The 17,791-nt window shown below is 58.4% G+C and carries 21 protein-coding genes; 20 read left to right on the plus strand and 1 reads right to left on the minus strand.

Annotated features, from left to right (window positions below):
- Positions 1–37 precede the first annotated feature (37 nt).
- From PSH88_RS08115 to PSH88_RS08195, 17 genes are all read left to right on the plus strand, one after another.
- Complete coding sequence (locus PSH88_RS08115) at positions 38–565, plus strand: YceD family protein (protein WP_004371317.1); 528 nt, start codon at positions 38–40, stop codon at positions 563–565.
- A 13-nt stretch (positions 566–578) separates the two neighbouring features.
- Positions 579–761 (plus strand): 50S ribosomal protein L32, encoded by a 183-nt coding sequence (rpmF, locus tag PSH88_RS08120; protein WP_003179396.1) that lies wholly within the window; start codon positions 579–581, stop codon positions 759–761.
- Positions 762–764: 3 nt separating this feature from the next.
- Positions 765–1,775, plus strand: a complete 1,011-nt coding sequence (plsX, locus tag PSH88_RS08125; RefSeq protein ID WP_370694680.1) for a phosphate acyltransferase PlsX — start codon at positions 765–767, stop codon at positions 1,773–1,775.
- A gap of 124 nt (positions 1,776–1,899) precedes the next feature.
- Positions 1,900–2,838, plus strand: a complete 939-nt coding sequence (gene fabD / locus PSH88_RS08130; RefSeq protein WP_305425725.1) for an ACP S-malonyltransferase — start codon at positions 1,900–1,902, stop codon at positions 2,836–2,838.
- A 15-nt stretch (positions 2,839–2,853) separates the two neighbouring features.
- On the plus strand, positions 2,854–3,597 hold the full coding sequence (gene fabG / locus PSH88_RS08135; RefSeq protein WP_305425726.1) for a 3-oxoacyl-ACP reductase FabG: 744 nt from the start codon (positions 2,854–2,856) through the stop codon (positions 3,595–3,597).
- A 191-nt stretch (positions 3,598–3,788) separates the two neighbouring features.
- Positions 3,789–4,025 carry an acyl carrier protein gene (gene acpP, locus PSH88_RS08140; RefSeq protein WP_003175607.1) on the plus strand — a complete coding sequence of 79 codons (237 nt, stop codon included), beginning with the start codon at positions 3,789–3,791 and terminating at the stop codon, positions 4,023–4,025.
- A 108-nt stretch (positions 4,026–4,133) separates the two neighbouring features.
- A complete protein-coding gene (gene fabF / locus PSH88_RS08145) occupies positions 4,134–5,378 on the plus strand; it encodes a beta-ketoacyl-ACP synthase II (RefSeq protein ID WP_007904000.1) in 1,245 nt (414 codons plus the stop codon).
- Positions 5,378–6,193, plus strand: a complete 816-nt coding sequence (pabC, locus tag PSH88_RS08150) for an aminodeoxychorismate lyase (protein WP_305425727.1) — start codon at positions 5,378–5,380, stop codon at positions 6,191–6,193. Before fabF ends, pabC begins: the two co-directional genes overlap by 1 nt.
- A gap of 3 nt (positions 6,194–6,196) precedes the next feature.
- On the plus strand, positions 6,197–7,399 hold the full coding sequence (gene mltG, locus PSH88_RS08155; protein ID WP_305425728.1) for an endolytic transglycosylase MltG: 1,203 nt from the start codon (positions 6,197–6,199) through the stop codon (positions 7,397–7,399).
- A 19-nt stretch (positions 7,400–7,418) separates the two neighbouring features.
- Positions 7,419–8,051, plus strand: a complete 633-nt coding sequence (gene tmk, locus PSH88_RS08160) for a dTMP kinase (RefSeq protein ID WP_305425729.1) — start codon at positions 7,419–7,421, stop codon at positions 8,049–8,051.
- Positions 8,044–9,030 carry a DNA polymerase III subunit delta' gene (locus PSH88_RS08165; protein ID WP_305425730.1) on the plus strand — a complete coding sequence of 329 codons (987 nt, stop codon included), beginning with the start codon at positions 8,044–8,046 and terminating at the stop codon, positions 9,028–9,030. The genes tmk and PSH88_RS08165 overlap by 8 nt, the downstream gene beginning before the upstream one ends.
- 43 nt (positions 9,031–9,073) lie before the next feature.
- Entirely contained in the window at positions 9,074–9,430 is a 357-nt protein-coding gene (locus PSH88_RS08170) for a PilZ domain-containing protein (RefSeq protein WP_008014345.1), read from the plus strand.
- A 14-nt stretch (positions 9,431–9,444) separates the two neighbouring features.
- Positions 9,445–10,236 carry a TatD family hydrolase gene (locus tag PSH88_RS08175; RefSeq protein ID WP_305425733.1) on the plus strand — a complete coding sequence of 264 codons (792 nt, stop codon included), beginning with the start codon at positions 9,445–9,447 and terminating at the stop codon, positions 10,234–10,236.
- Positions 10,237–10,629: 393 nt separating this feature from the next.
- Complete coding sequence (locus PSH88_RS08180; protein WP_007942012.1) at positions 10,630–11,268, plus strand: TetR/AcrR family transcriptional regulator; 639 nt, start codon at positions 10,630–10,632, stop codon at positions 11,266–11,268.
- A 139-nt stretch (positions 11,269–11,407) separates the two neighbouring features.
- Positions 11,408–12,376, plus strand: a complete 969-nt coding sequence (locus PSH88_RS08185) for a GTP 3',8-cyclase MoaA (RefSeq protein ID WP_305425735.1) — start codon at positions 11,408–11,410, stop codon at positions 12,374–12,376.
- A 168-nt stretch (positions 12,377–12,544) separates the two neighbouring features.
- Positions 12,545–13,150 (plus strand): DUF4823 domain-containing protein, encoded by a 606-nt coding sequence (locus PSH88_RS08190; RefSeq protein ID WP_305425736.1) that lies wholly within the window; start codon positions 12,545–12,547, stop codon positions 13,148–13,150.
- Positions 13,151–13,166: 16 nt separating this feature from the next.
- A complete protein-coding gene (locus PSH88_RS08195) occupies positions 13,167–13,727 on the plus strand; it encodes a DUF1285 domain-containing protein (RefSeq protein WP_305425738.1) in 561 nt (186 codons plus the stop codon).
- A 61-nt stretch (positions 13,728–13,788) separates the two neighbouring features.
- Here PSH88_RS08195 and PSH88_RS08200 read toward each other — a convergent pair whose 3' ends face one another.
- A complete protein-coding gene (locus PSH88_RS08200) occupies positions 13,789–14,661 on the minus strand; it encodes an esterase/lipase family protein (protein WP_305425739.1) in 873 nt (290 codons plus the stop codon).
- 250 nt (positions 14,662–14,911) lie between these two features.
- Between PSH88_RS08200 and PSH88_RS08205 the strand changes: the two genes are divergently transcribed.
- From PSH88_RS08205 to PSH88_RS08215, 3 genes are all read left to right on the plus strand, one after another.
- On the plus strand, positions 14,912–15,628 hold the full coding sequence (locus PSH88_RS08205) for a FadR/GntR family transcriptional regulator (protein WP_305425740.1): 717 nt from the start codon (positions 14,912–14,914) through the stop codon (positions 15,626–15,628).
- 175 nt (positions 15,629–15,803) lie between these two features.
- Positions 15,804–16,679: an SMP-30/gluconolactonase/LRE family protein gene (locus PSH88_RS08210; protein ID WP_305425741.1), complete on the plus strand. Its 876-nt coding sequence runs from the start codon at positions 15,804–15,806 to the stop codon at positions 16,677–16,679.
- A gap of 273 nt (positions 16,680–16,952) precedes the next feature.
- Positions 16,953–17,771 (plus strand): SDR family oxidoreductase, encoded by an 819-nt coding sequence (locus PSH88_RS08215; RefSeq protein ID WP_305425743.1) that lies wholly within the window; start codon positions 16,953–16,955, stop codon positions 17,769–17,771.
- Positions 17,772–17,791: the final 20 nt, after the last annotated feature.

Raw genomic sequence — 17,791 nt, forward strand, 5'->3', positions numbered from 1 at the left:
TTGACATGGCTGGGGGCATCCCTATAATGCTGCGCCTATGTTGAATGACCCGATTCCACCTCACGTTGACCCGCGCAAATTGGCTGACCGTGGCACCACCCTTCAAGGTGAACTGCTGCTGGCCGATTTGGAGAGACTCTGCGACCCGCTTTCCGATACTGTCGGTACGGTGCAGGCTAAATTCGTTTTTGAACGAGATGAACGTAAATCTGTGGTAATTCACAGCTTTATCGACACCGAAGTCAAAATGGTTTGCCAGCGTTGTCTTGAGCTGGTCACCCTGCCGATCCATAGCGAATGCAGTTATGCTGTGGTGAAGGAGGGTGCGAATACCCAGTCGTTGCCGAAAGGTTATGACGTGCTGGAACTGGGCGAAGATCCTTTGGATCTGCAGTCACTGATCGAGGAGGAGCTTCTGCTCGCCTTGCCCATTGTGCCTGCTCATCATCCGGAAGAATGCCAGCAGCCGGCGGGTCTCGATGAGCCCGAACCGAGCGAGGACGAGGTAACGCGGTCCAACCCGTTCAGTGTATTGGCGCAGTTAAAGCGTGACCCAAACGTTTAGGAGTTAATCAATTATGGCTGTTCAGCAGAACAAAAAATCCCGCTCTGCCCGTGACATGCGTCGTTCGCACGACGCTCTCGAGGCTAGCACCCTGTCTGTAGAAAAAACCACCGGTGAAGTTCACCTGCGTCACCACGTATCGCCAGAAGGCGTATACCGTGGTCGTAAAGTGATCGACAAGGGCGCTGACGAGTAATCCTTGTCCGCTCAAGTCATCGCGATTGACGCAATGGGCGGGGACTTCGGTCCCCGCAGCATTGTTCAGGCCAGCCTTGCTTGTCTGTCTGCTACGCCCTCGCTGCACCTGACCCTCGTCGGTCAACCCTCCCTTCTTGAAGAACTGCTCGCCAGCCAATCGGCTGTGGATCGCGCGCGCCTGTCGATTACGCCGGCGTCCGAAGTCATCACCATGGACGAAAAACCTGCCCAGGCCTTGCGCGGCAAACCCGATTCGTCGATGCGCGTGGCGCTGGAGTTGCTGCGCGACGGCAAGGCCCAGGCCTGCGTCAGTGCCGGCAATACCGGTGCGCTGATGGCGTTGTCACGGTTTGTGCTCAAGACCTTGCCGGGCATCGATCGGCCGGCAATGATCGCCGCCATTCCGACGCAGAAGGGCTACTGCCAGTTGCTCGACCTGGGCGCCAATGTCGATTGCAGTGCCGAGCACTTATTGCAGTTTGCCGTGATGGGCTCGGTCGCGGCAGAAACCCTGGGCATCGTTCGCCCAAGGGTCGCGCTGCTGAACATCGGCACCGAAGACATCAAGGGCAATCAGCAGGTCAAGCTGGCGGCCACTTTGTTGCAAGGGGCTCGTGGCATCAACTACATCGGGTTTGTCGAAGGTGACGGCTTGTACCGTGGCGAGGCGGATGTGGTGGTGTGTGACGGTTTTGTCGGCAATATCCTGCTCAAGTCCAGCGAAGGCCTGGCGACCATGATTGCCGGGCGCATTGAAGCGTTATTCAAGAAAAATTTCGCGTCGAAAGTGGTGGGCGCACTGGCGCTGCCGCTGATGAAGCGCTTGCAGGCCGAACTGGCGCCGGCACGCCATAACGGCGCAAGTTTCCTCGGTTTGCAGGGAATTGTCGTGAAAAGCCACGGTTCGGCGGGGGTGCAGGGTTTTCAGAGTGCGATTCAGCGCGCGTTGATCGAGCTCCAGGAAAACTTGCCTGAACGGCTTCATGGGCGCCTGGAAGATTTGTTGCCTTAGGCGTTTTCGTCGGACAATGCTTAAATGTGACCGCTCAGTTCAATGGGCCATCCAACTGTGAGTTTCTTGCGTTCCACAAACGGGACGTCAATTCTCCGAGACAAGATCATTAGGGGCTTGTTACATGTCTGCTTCCCTCGCATTCGTCTTTCCAGGACAGGGTTCGCAGTCCCTCGGCATGCTGGCCGAGTTGGGCGCGCAACATCCGGTGGTCCTCGAAACATTCAAAGAAGCTTCCGATGCTCTGGGTTACGACCTGTGGGCACTGACCCAGCAAGGGCCGGAAGAACAACTCAATCAAACCGATAAAACCCAGCCGGCCATTCTGACCGCCTCGATCGCCTTGTGGCGCCTGTGGCTGGCTGAAGGCGGCGCGCGTCCGGCTTACGTTGCCGGTCACAGCCTGGGCGAATACAGCGCCCTGGTGGCTGCAGGCAGTCTGAGCCTGGGGGACGCAGTGAAACTGGTAGAGCGTCGCGGTCAGTTGATGCAAGAGGCTGTTCCGGCCGGGCAGGGCGGCATGGCTGCAATCCTGGGTCTGGAAGATGCCGACGTGCTGGCAGCCTGTGCCGAAGCGGCGCAAGGCGAAGTGGTGAGCGCGGTCAACTTCAATTCCCCGGGCCAGGTAGTGATCGCCGGCGCCAAGGCGGCGGTCGAGCGCGCCATCGAAGGCTGCAAGGCACGTGGCGCCAAGCGCGCCATGCCATTGCCGGTCAGCGTGCCGTCCCACTGCGAATTGATGCGTCCGGCCGCCGAGCGGTTCGCCGAGTCGATCGCAGCGATCGACTGGCAGGCACCGCAGATTCCTGTGGTACAGAACGTCAGCGCCAACGTGCCGGCCGATCTGGAAACCCTCAAGCGCGATCTGCTTGAGCAGCTCTACAAGCCTGTACGCTGGGTCGAGTCGGTCCAGGCGCTGGCTGCCAAGGGCGCGACCGAGCTGGTCGAATGCGGCCCTGGCAAAGTACTTGCCGGTTTGAACAAACGTTGCGCCGAAGGCGTGTCGACCTCTAACCTCAATACCCCAGACGCTTTCGCTGCCACCCGTGCAGCGCTGGCCTAACAAGGAGAAGCTTGCATGAGTCTGCAAGGTAAAGTTGCACTGGTCACCGGTGCCAGCCGTGGTATCGGCCAGGCTATCGCTCTGGAATTGGGTCGTCAGGGTGCCATTGTCATCGGCACCGCGACTTCCGCTTCAGGGGCTGAGCGTATCGCTGCGACCCTGAAAGAAAATGGTATCCAGGGCACTGGCCTGGAACTCAATGTCACCAGCGACGAGTCCGTAGCGGCCGTGCTGGCGAGCATTCAGGCGCAATTCGGTGCGCCGGCGATCCTGGTCAATAATGCCGGTATCACCCGCGATAACCTGATGATGCGCATGAAAGATGACGAATGGCATGACGTCGTCGATACCAATCTGAACAGCCTGTTCCGGCTGTCCAAGGGCGTTTTGCGCGGCATGACCAAAGCCCGTTGGGGACGAATTATCAGTATTGGCTCGGTTGTGGGTGCCATGGGCAACGCAGGCCAAGTAAACTACGCTGCCGCCAAGGCCGGTCTGGAAGGTTTCAGTCGTGCACTGGCGCGTGAAGTCGGTTCGCGTTCGATTACGGTAAACTCGGTGGCCCCTGGGTTCATCGACACCGATATGACCCGTGAACTGCCCGAGGCGCAGCGTGAAGCCTTGCAGACGCAGATTCCGCTGGGTCGTCTGGGGCAAGCTCAAGAGATCGCGTCTGTGGTCGCTTTTCTTGCATCCGACGGTGCGGCTTACGTTACTGGGGCTACAATCCCGGTGAACGGCGGGATGTACATGAGTTAAATGTGACGGATTGCTTCAAAAAAATGTCATACGAGCTGTCTAAAATCCGTTATAAAGCTGCAATCTATTTATAGACAGAGGGTCGCCGGGTTTGAGGAGTGAAGCTTTCAGTTGAAAAACTGAAAAGTCTTTCTATACACTTACCCACCGGCCAGCTGCCTGAATTTGTCCATTAGGAGTGAAAACAAGGTATGAGCACCATCGAAGAGCGCGTCAAGAAAATCGTTGCTGAGCAACTGGGCGTTAAAGAAGAAGAAGTGGTCAACACTGCTTCCTTCGTTGAAGACCTGGGTGCCGACTCCCTTGACACCGTTGAGCTGGTGATGGCTCTGGAAGAGGAATTCGAGACCGAAATCCCTGACGAAGAAGCTGAGAAGATCACTACTGTACAAGCAGCAATCGACTACGTTACCAGCCACCAGGCGTAATAGTTTTTAGTCGTCGCTCGCTGTCATGGAAAAACCGCACTGCCATCATGGCGTGCGGTTTTTTCTTTAGGCCTGATGCAAAGTCGTCATTTGAAAAAGGAGAGTGCTGTGTCGCGTAGACGCGTCGTAGTCACCGGTATGGGTATGTTGTCGCCACTGGGTACGGATGTGCCGAGCAGCTGGCAGGGCATTCTGGCTGGCCGCAGTGGCATTGGTCTGATCGAACACACCGACCTTTCTGCCTATTCCACCCGTTTTGGCGGCTCGGTAAAGGGCTTCAATGTCGAGGAATACCTGTCGGTCAAGGAAGCTCGCAAACTCGACCTGTTCATTCAATACGGTCTGGCTGCAGGTTTTCAAGCCGTGCGTAACGCAGGTCTTGAAGTCACCGACGCCAATCGCGAGCGTATCGGCGTGGCCATGGGGTCGGGTATTGGCGGTCTGACCAATATCGAAGACACCAGCCGCACACTGCATGATTCCGGCCCACGGCGGATTTCTCCGTTTTTCGTGCCTGGCTCGATCATCAATATGATTTCCGGTTTCCTGTCCATCCATCTGGGCGCACAGGGACCTAACTACGCCATCGCCACGGCGTGTACCACCGGTACGCATTGTATCGGCATGGCGGCACGCAACATCATGTACGACGAAGCCGACGTGATGATCGCCGGTGGTGCCGAGATGGCCGCATGTGGTCTGGGCATGGGCGGCTTTGGTGCCTCCCGCGCACTGTCGACCCGCAATGACGAGCCGACCCGTGCCAGCCGTCCATGGGACAAGGGCCGTGATGGCTTCGTGCTGTCCGACGGCGCCGGCGCACTGGTTCTCGAAGAACTGGAGCACGCCAAGGCCCGTGGCGCGACCATCTACGCCGAGCTGATCGGCTTCGGCACCAGTGGCGATGCTTACCACATGACCTCGCCACCAGCCGATGGCGCGGGTGCTGCGCGTTGCATCACCAATGCCTTGCGCGATGCGAAGATCAACAGCGATCAGGTTCAGTACATCAACGCCCACGGCACCTCGACCTCGGCTGGCGACCTCGCCGAAGCCTGTGCGATCAAATCCGTGTTCGGTGATCACGCCTACAAGCTGGCGGTCAGTTCGACCAAATCCATGACCGGTCACCTGTTGGGTGCGGCGGGCGCGGTCGAGGCGATTTTCAGCGTATTGGCAATCAACAGCCAGGTGGCACCGCCGACCATCAACCTCGATGAGCCGGACGAAGGTTGCGACCTAGACTTCGTACCCCACACCGCGCGTGGCATGGATATCGACGTGGTGCTGTCCAACTCCTTCGGATTTGGCGGTACCAATGGCTCGTTGGTGTTCCGCCGGTTCGCTGACTGATGGACAGCTGGGTCGACGGTCAACCGGCTGACGCTTTGTCGCTGAAGGATCGCGGCCTGGCTTACGGTGATGGTCTGTTCGAGACCATCGCGGTCAAGGGCGGGCAGCCGCTGCTGCTGGATCGACATTTGTCGCGTCTGGCCGAGGGTTGTTCGCGCCTGGCGATTGCCGCCGATCATCAACTGATCCGCGCGGAGCTGCTGGCCTATGCCGCCGCGCTGGGCGAGGGCGTGCTCAAACTCATCCTCACTCGCGGCGACAGCCAGCGCGGTTACGCTGCCGATCCCTCGGCTCAGGCTCGACGCATTCTGCAAGGCAATCCTCCTGCGGTTTATCCGGCTGTTCATGCGGAGCAGGGCGTTCGGCTGTTTCCTTGTGCGACACGTCTTTCCAAACAGCCATTGCTCGCCGGGCTCAAGCATCTGAATCGCCTGGAGCAGGTTATCGCCCGTTCCGAATGGCAGGACACCGAGCATGCCGAAGGCTTGATGCTGGATCAGGTCGGGCGGGTGATCGAAGGTGTGTTCAGCAATCTGTTTCTGGTGCGCGATGGCGTGCTGGTGACCGCCAATCTCAAACGCTGTGGCGTGGCGGGTGTGATGCGTGCCGAATTATTGTTTCAAGCCAAGTCATTGGGAATTCCCACGCTAATCACCGATATCACCCTCGAGCAGCTGCAATGGGCTGATGAGGTCTTTGTCTGCAACAGCGTGTATGGCGTTTGGCCGGTGCGCGCCTATGCCGCACTGAGCTGGCCGGTTGGGCCGCTCACCCGTAAACTCCAAACCATTGCCCGTGCGCTACTGGATGCTTGATTCGTGAGACGTAAATTCTTGCTGCTGCTGGAAACCGGATTGGTTCTGGCGGGGCTGTTGGCGGGCGCTTGCGCCTGGAAAATCGATTCGGCGCTGGAACAGCCGCTGAACATCGCCCAGGAAGAGCTGCTGGAAGTGCCCAAAGGCACTACGCCAAACCGCACCTTCCTTCGACTCGAAGCCGATGGCGTCATCAAAGACGCTTTCTGGCTGCGTGTGTATTGGCGCTTCAACCTGGCAGGACAACCGCTGCACAGCGGCGAATACCGCATGGTGCCCGGTATGACAGTCAACGGGTTGATCGACCTGTGGAAGCGCGGAGAAATGGTGCAGTACAGCCTGACACTGGTCGAAGGCTGGAATTTCCATCAGGTTCGCGCGGCCCTGGCCAAGGATGAAAAACTCGAGCAGACCCTCAACGGTCTGAGCGACAGCCAAGTGATGGACAAGCTCGGGCACAGCGGGATTTTCCCCGAAGGACGATTCTTCCCCGACACGTATCGTTTCGTGCGCGGCATGACCGACGTCGATCTGCTCAAGAAAGCTTACGACCGCCTCGACGAGGTCCTCGCCAAGGAATGGAGCCAGCGCGCTGCCGACGTTCCCTACACGGAGCCCTATCAAGCGCTGATCATGGCCTCGCTGGTGGAAAAGGAAACCGGTGTGCCGCAGGAGCGTCGGCAGATCGCCGGCGTGTTCGTGCGGCGCATGGAGATGGGCATGCTGTTGCAGACCGATCCGACCGTGATTTATGGTCTGGGTGATCGTTACAACGGCAAATTGACCCGTGCTCATCTCAAGGAACCGACGCCGTATAACACTTACATGATTGCTGGTCTGCCGCCGACGCCGATTGCGATGGTGGGTCGCGAAGCGATCCATGCGGCGTTGAATCCGGCGGACGGCAACAGCCTGTATTTTGTCGCGCGCGGTGATGGCAGCCACGTGTTCTCCGATGATCTGGATGCTCACAATAATGCGGTGCGCGAGTACCAGATCAATCGACGTGCCGATTACCGGTCCAGCCCTGCGCCGACTGTTACGCCGTCGACGGAGGATACTCAGGCCCCGATCCCGGCGGCTTCGCCCAATACGGCGCCCGAAGACCTGCCACCCGTAGCGCCGCAAGATTCCGTGCAAGACCCCGCACAAGAACCTGCGCCAGCCCCCGAAGCGGATGCGCCCGCGCCGCAAAGCCCGCAATGACTCTGACTAAGGACTGCCTGTGACTGGCTTGTTTATTACCCTGGAAGGCCCGGAAGGTGCCGGCAAGAGCACCAATCGCGAATACCTGGCCGAGCGTCTGCGCGCTGCCGGGATCGAGGTGGTGTTGACCCGGGAGCCCGGCGGCACGCCCTTGGCCGAACGAATCCGTGACGTGCTGTTGGCGCCGGTCGATGAGGTGATGAATCCCGACACCGAGCTGCTGTTGGTGTTCGCCGCGCGAGCCCAGCATCTGGCCGAGGTGATCCGCCCGGCGCTGGCCCGTGGCGCGGTGGTCTTGTGCGATCGTTTTACCGATTCGACCTATGCCTATCAGGGCGGCGGTCGCGGTTTGTCACTGGAGCGCATTGCGACCCTCGAAACATTCGTGCAGGGCGATCTACGCCCGGACTTGACACTGATCTTCGATCTGCCGGTGGAAGTGGGCCTGGCCCGGGCCAGCGCCCGCGGTCGCCTGGATCGCTTCGAGCTCGAAGGTCGAGCGTTTTTCGATGCAGTGCGCAATGCCTTCCTCGAGCGTGCCAAAGCAGATCCTGCGCGTCATGTTCTGGTGGATGCCGCTCAGCCGCTAGCGCAGGTTCAACAGTCTCTGGATGCCTTGTTGCCACGTCTGCTGGAGCTGACCCGTGGCTGAAGCCTATCCGTGGCAGGACAGTCTCTGGCAGCAATTGGCCGGCCGTGCCCAGCACGCCCATGCCTATTTGCTGCATGGCCCGGCCGGGATCGGCAAGCGGGCGCTGGCTGAGCGTCTGATGGCCCATTTGTTGTGTCAGCGCCCGACCTCCCAAGACGCCTGCGGTGAGTGCAAATCCTGTTTGTTGCTGAAGGCCGGCAGCCACCCCGACAACTACATCCTGGAGCCGGAAGAAGCAGACAAGGCGATCAAGGTCGATCAGGTGCGTGATCTGGTCAGCTTCGTGGTTCAGACCGCGCAGATGGGCGGCCGCAAAGTGGTGCTGATCGAGCCGGTCGAATCGATGAATATCAACGCTGCCAACGCCTTGCTGAAAAGCCTTGAAGAGCCGTCCGGCGATACCGTATTGCTGTTGGTCAGCCACCAGACCAGTCGTCTGCTGCCGACTATCAAGAGCCGTTGCGTGCAGCAAGCCTGTCCGTTGCCAAGCGAGGCGATGAGTCTGGCCTGGCTGGCCAACGCTTTGCCGGACTGTTCGGAAGAAGAGCGCATTGAACTGCTGACCCTGGCCGCCGGTTCGCCATTGGCCGCAGTGAAATTGCAGGCACAGGGCGTGCGCGAACAGCGGGCTCTGGTGGTTGAGGGTGTGAAAAAGTTGCTCAAGCAACAGCAATCGCCGACGCAACTGGCCGAGGAGTGGAAAACCATTCCCATGCTGCTGCTGTTCGACTGGTTCTGCGATTGGTCGAGCCTGATTCTGCGTTATCAATTGACTCAGGATGAAGCAGGGCTGGGCCTGGCAGACATGCGCAAGGTGATTCAGTACCTGGCGCAGAAATCCGCACAGGACAAAGTCTTGAATATCCAGGACTGGATTCTCGCCCAACGGCAGAAAGTAATGAGCAAGGCCAACCTCAATTCGGCGTTGTTGCTGGAGGCGCTGTTGGTGCAATGGGTATCCTTGCCTACCCAGAAGTGACCGTCTGACACTAGACTCTGATCATCAGACAGTGGAGGTCAACATGAACGAACCCATCAGTCCGGGGCCGCGAAATGGCATTTTGTCCTTGACCATCAAAGACAGGGCCGTGCTCTACGCGGCCTATATGCCGTTCATCAAAAACGGCGGCCTGTTTATCCCGACCAACAAAAGCTACAAGTTGGGTGATGAGGTTTTCATGCTGCTGCACCTGATGGACGAACCGGAAAAGATTCCGGTTGCCGGCAAGGTTACCTGGATCACCCCCAAAGGCGCCCAAGGCAACCGCGCCGCCGGGGTTGGCGTGCAATTCAACGAAGGCGACAACACCGCGCGCAGTCGCATCGAAACCCATCTGGCCGGAGCCCTGAAGTCCGACCGTCCCACTCATACGATGTAAGTTGCAGCCCTTTTATGCTCGTAGATTCCCATTGCCACCTTGATCGCCTCGACCTCACCGCCCACGACGGCTCCCTGGATGCTGCACTCGATGCAGCCCGTGAGCGCGGGGTAGGGCACTTTCTGTGTATTGGCGTCAGCGCCGATAATGCCGCCGACGTCAAAGCCCTGGCTGAACACTACGACGACGTTGATTGTTCGGTCGGCGTGCATCCGCTGGATGTACAGCCAGGTGCCGCTCCGGCGCTGGACTGGCTGTTGCGCGAACTCAATCATCCTCGGGTGGTGGCAATCGGTGAAACCGGCCTGGATTACCACTACGAGCCGGAAGCGGCGCAATTGCAGCAGGAATCGTTCTGTCTGCACTTGCAAGCGGCGCAACAGACCGGAAAGCCGGTAATCATCCACACCCGTGGCGCCCGGGCCGACACCCTTGAGCTGCTACGCGAAGCGGCACTGCCTCAAGCGGGCGTGCTGCATTGCTTCACCGAAGACTGGGAGATGGCCAAGGCTGCTCTGGACATGGGGTATTACATTTCCTTGTCCGGTATTGTCACTTTTCGCAATGCCGATGCCCTGCGGGATGTGGCCAGCAAGGTGCCGGCTGACCGGTTACTGGTAGAAACCGACTCGCCGTACCTGGCGCCGATCCCGTATCGCGGTAAACCGAACCTGCCGCAATACGTACGTGAGGTAGCGGAATTTCTGGCAATGTTGCGAGGTGAGTCCTACGAGCGATTTGCCGAGCAGACCACCGAGAATTTCAAGCGCTTGTTCCCGTTGGCGCACGTTGGGGCATCGGTGTAACGTTAGAAAAGATTGCAGTCTTCGGCAGCTCCCAAGGGCTTTGGCCGCTGAATCGCAGGCAAAAAAAACCCGGGTTCTGGGGGGTGAATCCGGGTTAAGACCATTAGGAGTAAAACAAAGGCACGCAATCCTTTGGTACCTTCATCGGCGCGACACTTGGGGGAGATGCCTCGCCGACAGTTGAAGTATTGATCAGTATTGCGCCGAGTCCAGTTTAGCTGGTCGGGTTTTTAAACAAATTTGGAATACGCGCGCTTCGGTTGAGTTCTCATTGACTGGCGAGGTAGCCTGAATTCATCAAGAAACACATATATGGTCGGATGATCCGTGCATTTTTGCGTAAGTTAGGCATAATACGCGGCTTCGAATTTTGACCCCTACAGACCTTTTCTTATGCATAAAGAACCTCGTAAGGTCCGTGAGTTTCGTCGCCGCGAGCAAGAAATTCTCGATACCGCGCTCAAGCTGTTCCTCGAACAAGGTGAAGACAGTGTCACCGTCGAGATGATTGCTGATGCCGTCGGTATCGGCAAAGGCACGATCTACAAGCACTTCAAATCCAAGGCGGAGATCTATCTGCGCCTGATGCTTGATTACGAGCGCGATTTGAACGAGCTGTTGCATTCCGCCGATGTCGATAAGGACAAGGAAGCCCTGTCCCGGGCCTACTTCGAATTCCGCATGCGCGATCCGCAACGCTATCGGTTGTTCGATCGCCTGGAAGAAAAGGTGGTCAAGGGCAACCAGGTGCCGGAGATGGTCGAGGAACTGCACAAGATCCGCGCCTCGAACTTCGAACGCCTGACCCTGTTGATCAAGGGCCGGATCAGCGAAGGCAAGCTCGAAGACGTACCGCCTTACTTCCATTACTGCGCGGCCTGGGCGCTGGTACACGGCGCCGTGGCGCTGTATCACTCGCCGTTCTGGAGCAACGTGCTGGAAGATCAGGAAGGTTTCTTCCAGTTCCTGATGGACATCGGCGTGCGCATGGGCAACAAGCGCAAGCGCGACACCGACACGCCGAGCAGCTGAACCATTCAGTTGTCTTATTGCGCCATGATTTAGCTACATGGCGCAGTACCGCAGGAATATACTCAGGCATAGGGCTTGCTAAAACTTGATTTGTGAGTCAAGTTTTGCGCGTTCGAATCTTCTTTCGCCGGAGTGATCCATGATCGTTGACCGTCAAGGCAGGCGTTTTCGCAATTTGCGGATCAGTCTGACCTCAGCCTGCAACTACGCTTGTACCTACTGCGTGCCCAATGGCAAGCGGCTGGTGGCTGCGCAGGATGAGTTGTCGGCGGAGGCCATGGCACGCGGCGTGGCCTATCTGATCGAGGCCGCGGGCATCGAGCGCTTGCGTATTACCGGTGGTGAGCCACTGGTCAGTCCCAAACTCGAAGCCTTCATGACTGCCGTCGGGCAGATGGGTCTGGCGGATATCAGCCTGACCACCAATGGCCAGTTGCTGGCGAAGAAGCTGCCCCTGCTGATGGATGCCGGCATTCGGCGCATCAACGTTTCCCTCGATACCCTGGATGCCAGCGCTTTCCGCAGCATTGCGCGCGGCGGTGATCTGGCGACCGTCCTCCACGGCATGGACCAGGCCGCCGCGGCTGGCATGAAGATCAAGGTCAATATGGTGCCGCTGCGCGGGCAGAACCTCGATCAAGTGATGCCGTTGCTCGACTACTGCCTGGAGCGCGGCTACGAGTTGCGTTTCATCGAGTTGATGCGCATGGGCCATCTGGCCAGCGACTCCAACGCCTTCCTGCAGCAGTTTGTCAGCCTTCAGCAGTTGCTGAGCCTGATCGGCGAGCGCTACGAGTACCTTCAGGCCGATGCGCCGGTCGATGCCACGGCGGTGCGTTACCAGATTCCAGGGCTGGGCCACTTCGGCGTGATCGCCAACGAAAGCGTTCCGTTTTGCCGCACCTGTTCGCGTCTACGCTTGTCGTCCACTGGTTGGCTGCATGGCTGCCTGTCGTCGAGCAATCGCCACTATGTTGGCGATCTGCTGGACAAACCTCGTCACCAGGCGCTGCCGGCCTTGCAGCGACTGCTGGTCAAAGCCTTGGGGGACAAGCAGGAAGTAGCGTTCTCCGGTGGCGCGACCATCATGAAGATTATTGGCGGCTGATCCGACGTTATCGCGGGCAAGCCACGCTCCCACAGGTACTGTGAAAACCTGTGGGAGCGTGGCTTGCCCGCGATTGCAATCTATCAGGCGACGCTATCTTGAGCTGGCGCGGAAGCTGCATCCCATGGCCATTCGCCGGTTTTCCGTCACCGGCCTCTGGAGGGTAGGATGCGTAGCCTGGTTTTGCTGCTGGCCGTTTTGGCGCTTGGTGGCTGCATGAATGTCAGCGATATGGCCGAAGGGACTCGCTACCATATGAGCGACGCGGGCCTGCTGGACCACAGCGACAGCCGTCGCGTGAATAACTTCCGCATTCAGCCGGACTCGTTCATTTACATTGCCCAGGGTGCCTTCGCGCCGCCGGGCAGTGCCTACCCGCGACCTAACGTGGTGGCCGAAGAGGCCTTCAACGGCTTTATCGAATATTTCCCGATGGTCCGCCGCGCCCGCGCGCCGGAAGGTCTCGACGCTGCCATGGGCGAAGCCCGTGCCGCCGGCGCCCATTACCTGCTTTACACCCGTTTCGCCAAGGCCGACGACCGCATCGGCAACTCGGACGAATGGCTCGACCAGGAACACGTGGATCGCCTCGGAATCGATAACGGCGTGATTCAGATCATGTTGATCGAGACCAGCACCCAGTATTTGATCGATACTGCACGTATCAAGAGTCGTGGCGGTTTACTGACGTTCCATGACAACAAACCAGAAGACTTGCTGGGCCCGCCGCTGGAGCAATACGCTCGTAGCCTGCTGGGGCTCAGCGACCAGTAATTAAAAGGAGAACGCCATGAGTGGCCCGCAAAAAGCCAACGATCTGTTGGGGCAAATCCCCAAAACCAAAGGCTTGCCGCCGGTCCACTTGTGGAACCCCGATTTCTGCGGCGATATCGACATGCGCATCGCCCGCGACGGCACCTGGTATTACCTGGGCACGCCGATCGGGCGCAAGCCGATGGTCAAGCTGTTCTCCACCATCATTCGCCGCGACGGCGATGAGTACTTCCTGATTACCCCGGTCGAAAAGGTTGGCATCAAGGTCGACGACGCACCGTTCGTGGCGATTGCCGTGGAGGTCGAAGGCGAGGGTGAAGCCCAGCTCTTGCGCTTTACCACCAACGTCGATGAAACGGCCGATGCCGGCGCCGAGCACCCTATGCGTGTAGTCATTGATCCGATCACTCAGGAACCCGCGCCGTATGTGCATGTGCGCACCAACCTTGAAGCGCTGATTCACCGCAATGTGTTCTACCAGCTGGTGGAACTGGCGGTGACCCGTGAGATCGAGGGGCAGCGCTGGCTGGGCGTGTGGAGCGGTGGCGAGTTTTTCCCTATCGGGCTTGAGCCTTAATACTGTGTTTCTGTGCTGTAAAAAAACGGCCCGTTGTTTCAACGGGCCGTTTTTTTGGGGCTTACAAACCTTTGCTCTTGAGTCGCGCAGCATGTTCCAGGTAGAGCCCGACCGGACTCACGTTCCAACTGTTGATCCCAGCCATCTGATTGACCGCGTCGAAATGGTCCATGGGGTAATCCGATCGAATCACTTTGCCCAGATGCGAGCTGTATTGACCGACCAGTCCATCGTTGGCGTGCATCTCTTTATAAAATAACTTGGACAGCACTTTACAGTTCAAATGGGTCGGGTCGAGGAGTTGCAGACTTTGGAAGTTCTGCACGATCCCGCTCCAGGAGTAGTAATACACGCCGTTTTCAACTTCGTTGCCTTCACCGCCCCAAACCTTTGGCACTCCTTGCGGGTACTTGCGATTAAAGGCAGCCAAGCCTGCGCTGGTCAGCGATTCGAAAGCCGCTTGAGGATCCACGGCGTTTTCCGGGTGGCCGCTGATCAAAGAAATGAAAGTGCCGACCGCGCTTAACAGGGCCAATACAAACGCTTCGGGCAACTCTCCGGGCGTCAGTGCCTTATGCAATTGGTCGGCAATCTCGGAACCATGATTGGGGCAACTGACCGAGGTGACCGACGCGACCTTTTCCGGGTGCAAGGCTGCTACATAGCGTGCGGCCAGAGGGCCTTGGCTATGGCCGATCAGATTGACCTTGGCAGCTCCGGTCTCCAGCAAAATGCGGTTGACGTGTTCGAGCAGTTTTTCACCGCGTTCCTCATTGCCGTTGACGGCTGGAATATTGACGGCAAACACCTGGGCGCCAGCGCGTTCCAGGGCTTCCTCGATTTCAAAGAAGTAGGGATAACCGGCGATTTTATCGAAGCCGAAAAGACCGTGAACCAACACAATGGGGTATTTCGTAGACGCATCCATGTCCATGTTCATACCTGTCGATAGCGGATTTGAAGGGGAACAGATCACTGACAGCCCGATCTGCTGCGGCTAACCGTAGTTTACAAAGTGGATGGGATCAAAGCGCTTCGGGCAGGATTCGGACGAACAGCCATGTTCGTCTTGGCAGGTCACCTGAAAATCCAATTGACACTCAATCATATGATGATTAGCGTGGACACCCATCGCAAACGGCTTTGCATCGTTTGTTTTTTTATCACCGGTCGATGAGGTGTCCATGTCCAGCAGTTTTCATGCGTCGACGGTCGACTGGCTGGGGTGCTGGATTGCTGCCGGCCAGGTTAAACCCGGCGAAACCATCAAGGTCGAAGCTGATCTGGGCGAGCAACTCGGTGTCAGCCGCACGGTCATCCGCGAAGCCATCAAAACCCTGGTCGCCAAAGGCATGCTCGAAGTTGGGCCGAAGGTCGGCACACGCGTATTGCCGGTGCGGCGCTGGAATCTCTTCGATCCGCAAGTCGTCGGCTGGCTGTCGCGCAGCGGCTTACCGGAAAACTTCGTCGACGACTTGCTCGATCTGCGCCGCACCATCGAACCCATGGCGGTGCGCTGGGCTTGCGAGCGGGCGACGGTGGACCAAGTGCAAGCCGTACGCCAGGCCTATAACGCGCTGGAACGGGCAGTGGACAGCGGCATCGATTACAACCGCGCCGACCAGTTCTTTCACGAGTGCATTCTCGCCGCCAGCCACAATCAGTTCATCGAACAAATGGTCCCGGCCCTCGGCGCGTTGCTGGCAGTGTCTTTCGAAGTGTCTGCCGCCGACCCGGACGAACTGCGCCGAACCTTGCCAATCCACAAAGACATGGCCGACGCCATCGCCGCCCGGGATGCCGCGCGGGGTGTGTGGGCCTGCATGACCCTGATCGATAACGCGGACCTGGCGATCAAACGCTTCTACCCACAAGTCATGGCCGATAAAAAAGCCAGCTAAAGATAAAGACCTGTGGGAGCGTGGCTTGCCCGCGAAGAATGCACCGCGGTTTTTCAGGTATTACGCGTCATCGTTCTTCGCGGGCAAGCCGCGCTCCCACAGGTTTGCGGGGTAAGCCTCCTCCCATACAGGCTCGCTCCCACATAAAAGATAAAGCAGTGAAAAAGGAGGTTTCATGACGTGGACTGCGGTTACCGGACACCGTGCGCAACTCGGCGAAGGCCCGTTTTGGGATGCTCCGACCCAGGCGCTGTATTGGGTAGATATCGCCGGTAAACAAGTGCTCCGACTGATCGGCGCCAATGTGCAAATCTGGCAGATGCCGGAACATGTGTCCGCATTCATCCCCTGCGAAAGCGGCGATGCCCTGGTGACATTGAGCAGTGGGGTTTATCGGCTGGATCTGGATTCTCCAGGCCTGGAACCTCGGCTGACCTTGTTCTGCGTCGCCGATCCGCAACCCGGCAATCGCCCCAACGAAGCCCGTTGCGATGCCCAGGGCCGGCTCTGGCTGGGCACCATGCAAAACAACATCGGTGAGCAGGGCGAAGATTTGCCCGTCGCGCACCGCTCGGGTGGCCTGTTTCGCATCGACCGTGATGCTCGGGTCACGCCGCTGCTTCGAGGATTAGGCATTCCCAACACGTTGCTGTGGAGCGATGACGGGACAACCCTGTATTTCGCCGACAGCCTCGACAGCACGCTTTACCGGCATTTCATCCATGCCGACGGCAACCTGGACACCGCCTATGTCTGGTTCGGCCCCCACGAACGTGGTGGCCCCGACGGCTCGGCGATGGATGCCGAAGGCTATATATGGAACGCCCGCTGGGATGGCAGTTGTCTGCTTAGACTGAACCCAGACGGTTATGTGGATCGGGTAATCGAACTGCCGGTCAGCCGTCCCACCAGTTGCGTGTTCGGTGGTGAAGACCTCAAAACCCTGTACATCACCAGCGCCGCAAGCCCGCTCAATCATCCGTTGGACGGCGCGCTGTTATCGATTCGAATGGATGTGCCCGGAAAACCCTGTCAGCGATTTGCTGGATAAATCCCAAAATATGGGATGCAAAATTATATATTGAGATTATTTGGTGGTCGGGTTTATAGTCGGCCCCATCAGTTACACGCACTCACACTTAAAAAAACAAAACAGGTGAAGTGATGCAGCGATATTCCACCGCACTCCCTTGCGGAGTCAGTGCTTCAGGCCGCCTCCGCGCCCGGGCGTTTTCGCGCCTGGCTGCCTATTCCCAACAGCTTTTTGACCGGACATCGACAGATGCCCGGTTTTCGTCGTGCCTTCGAACAGGAGTGTTGATCCATGGCTGAACCTCTTTCCTTGCCACCGGTGCCCGAACCGCCCAAGGGTGAGCGTCTGAAAAACAAGGTCGTGCTGCTGACCGGCGCCGCTCAGGGGATCGGCGAAGCGATCGTCGCGACCTTCGCCTCTCAGCAGGCCAAGCTGATCATCAGTGATATCCAGGCCGAGAAAGTCGAAAAAGTCGCATCCCACTGGCGTGACCAAGGCGCGGATGTCGTGGCGATCAAGGCCGATGTGTCGCGCCAGCACGACCTGCACGCCATGGCTGAATTGGCTATCGAACTTCACGGCCGGATCGATGTGCTGGTCAACTGCGCCGGGGTCAACGTGTTTCGCGACCCGCTGCAAATGACCGAGGAAGACTGGCGTCGCTGCTTCGCCATCGACCTGGACGGCGCCTGGTATGGCTGTAAAGCCGTGCTGCCGCAAATGATCGAGCAGGGCATCGGCAGCATCATCAACATCGCCTCGACCCACTCCACTCACATCATTCCCGGCTGCTTCCCGTACCCGGTGGCCAAGCATGGCTTGCTCGGGCTGACCCGCGCCTTGGGCATCGAATACGCACCCAAGGGTATTCGGGTCAACGCTATCGCACCGGGCTACATCGAAACCCAACTGAACGTCGATTACTGGAACGGTTTTGCCGACCCCCATGCCGAACGTCAGCGCGCCTTCGACCTGCATCCACCGCGGCGCATCGGCCAGCCGATTGAAGTGGCGATGACCGCTGTGTTCCTGGCCAGTGATGAGGCGCCATTCATCAACGCTTCGTGCATCACCATCGATGGTGGTCGTTCGGTCATGTACCACGACTGAATAACGCGGATTTCAGACGC

It is taken from the genome of Pseudomonas wuhanensis, assembly GCF_030687395.1.
Lineage (GTDB): Bacteria > Pseudomonadota > Gammaproteobacteria > Pseudomonadales > Pseudomonadaceae > Aquipseudomonas > Aquipseudomonas wuhanensis.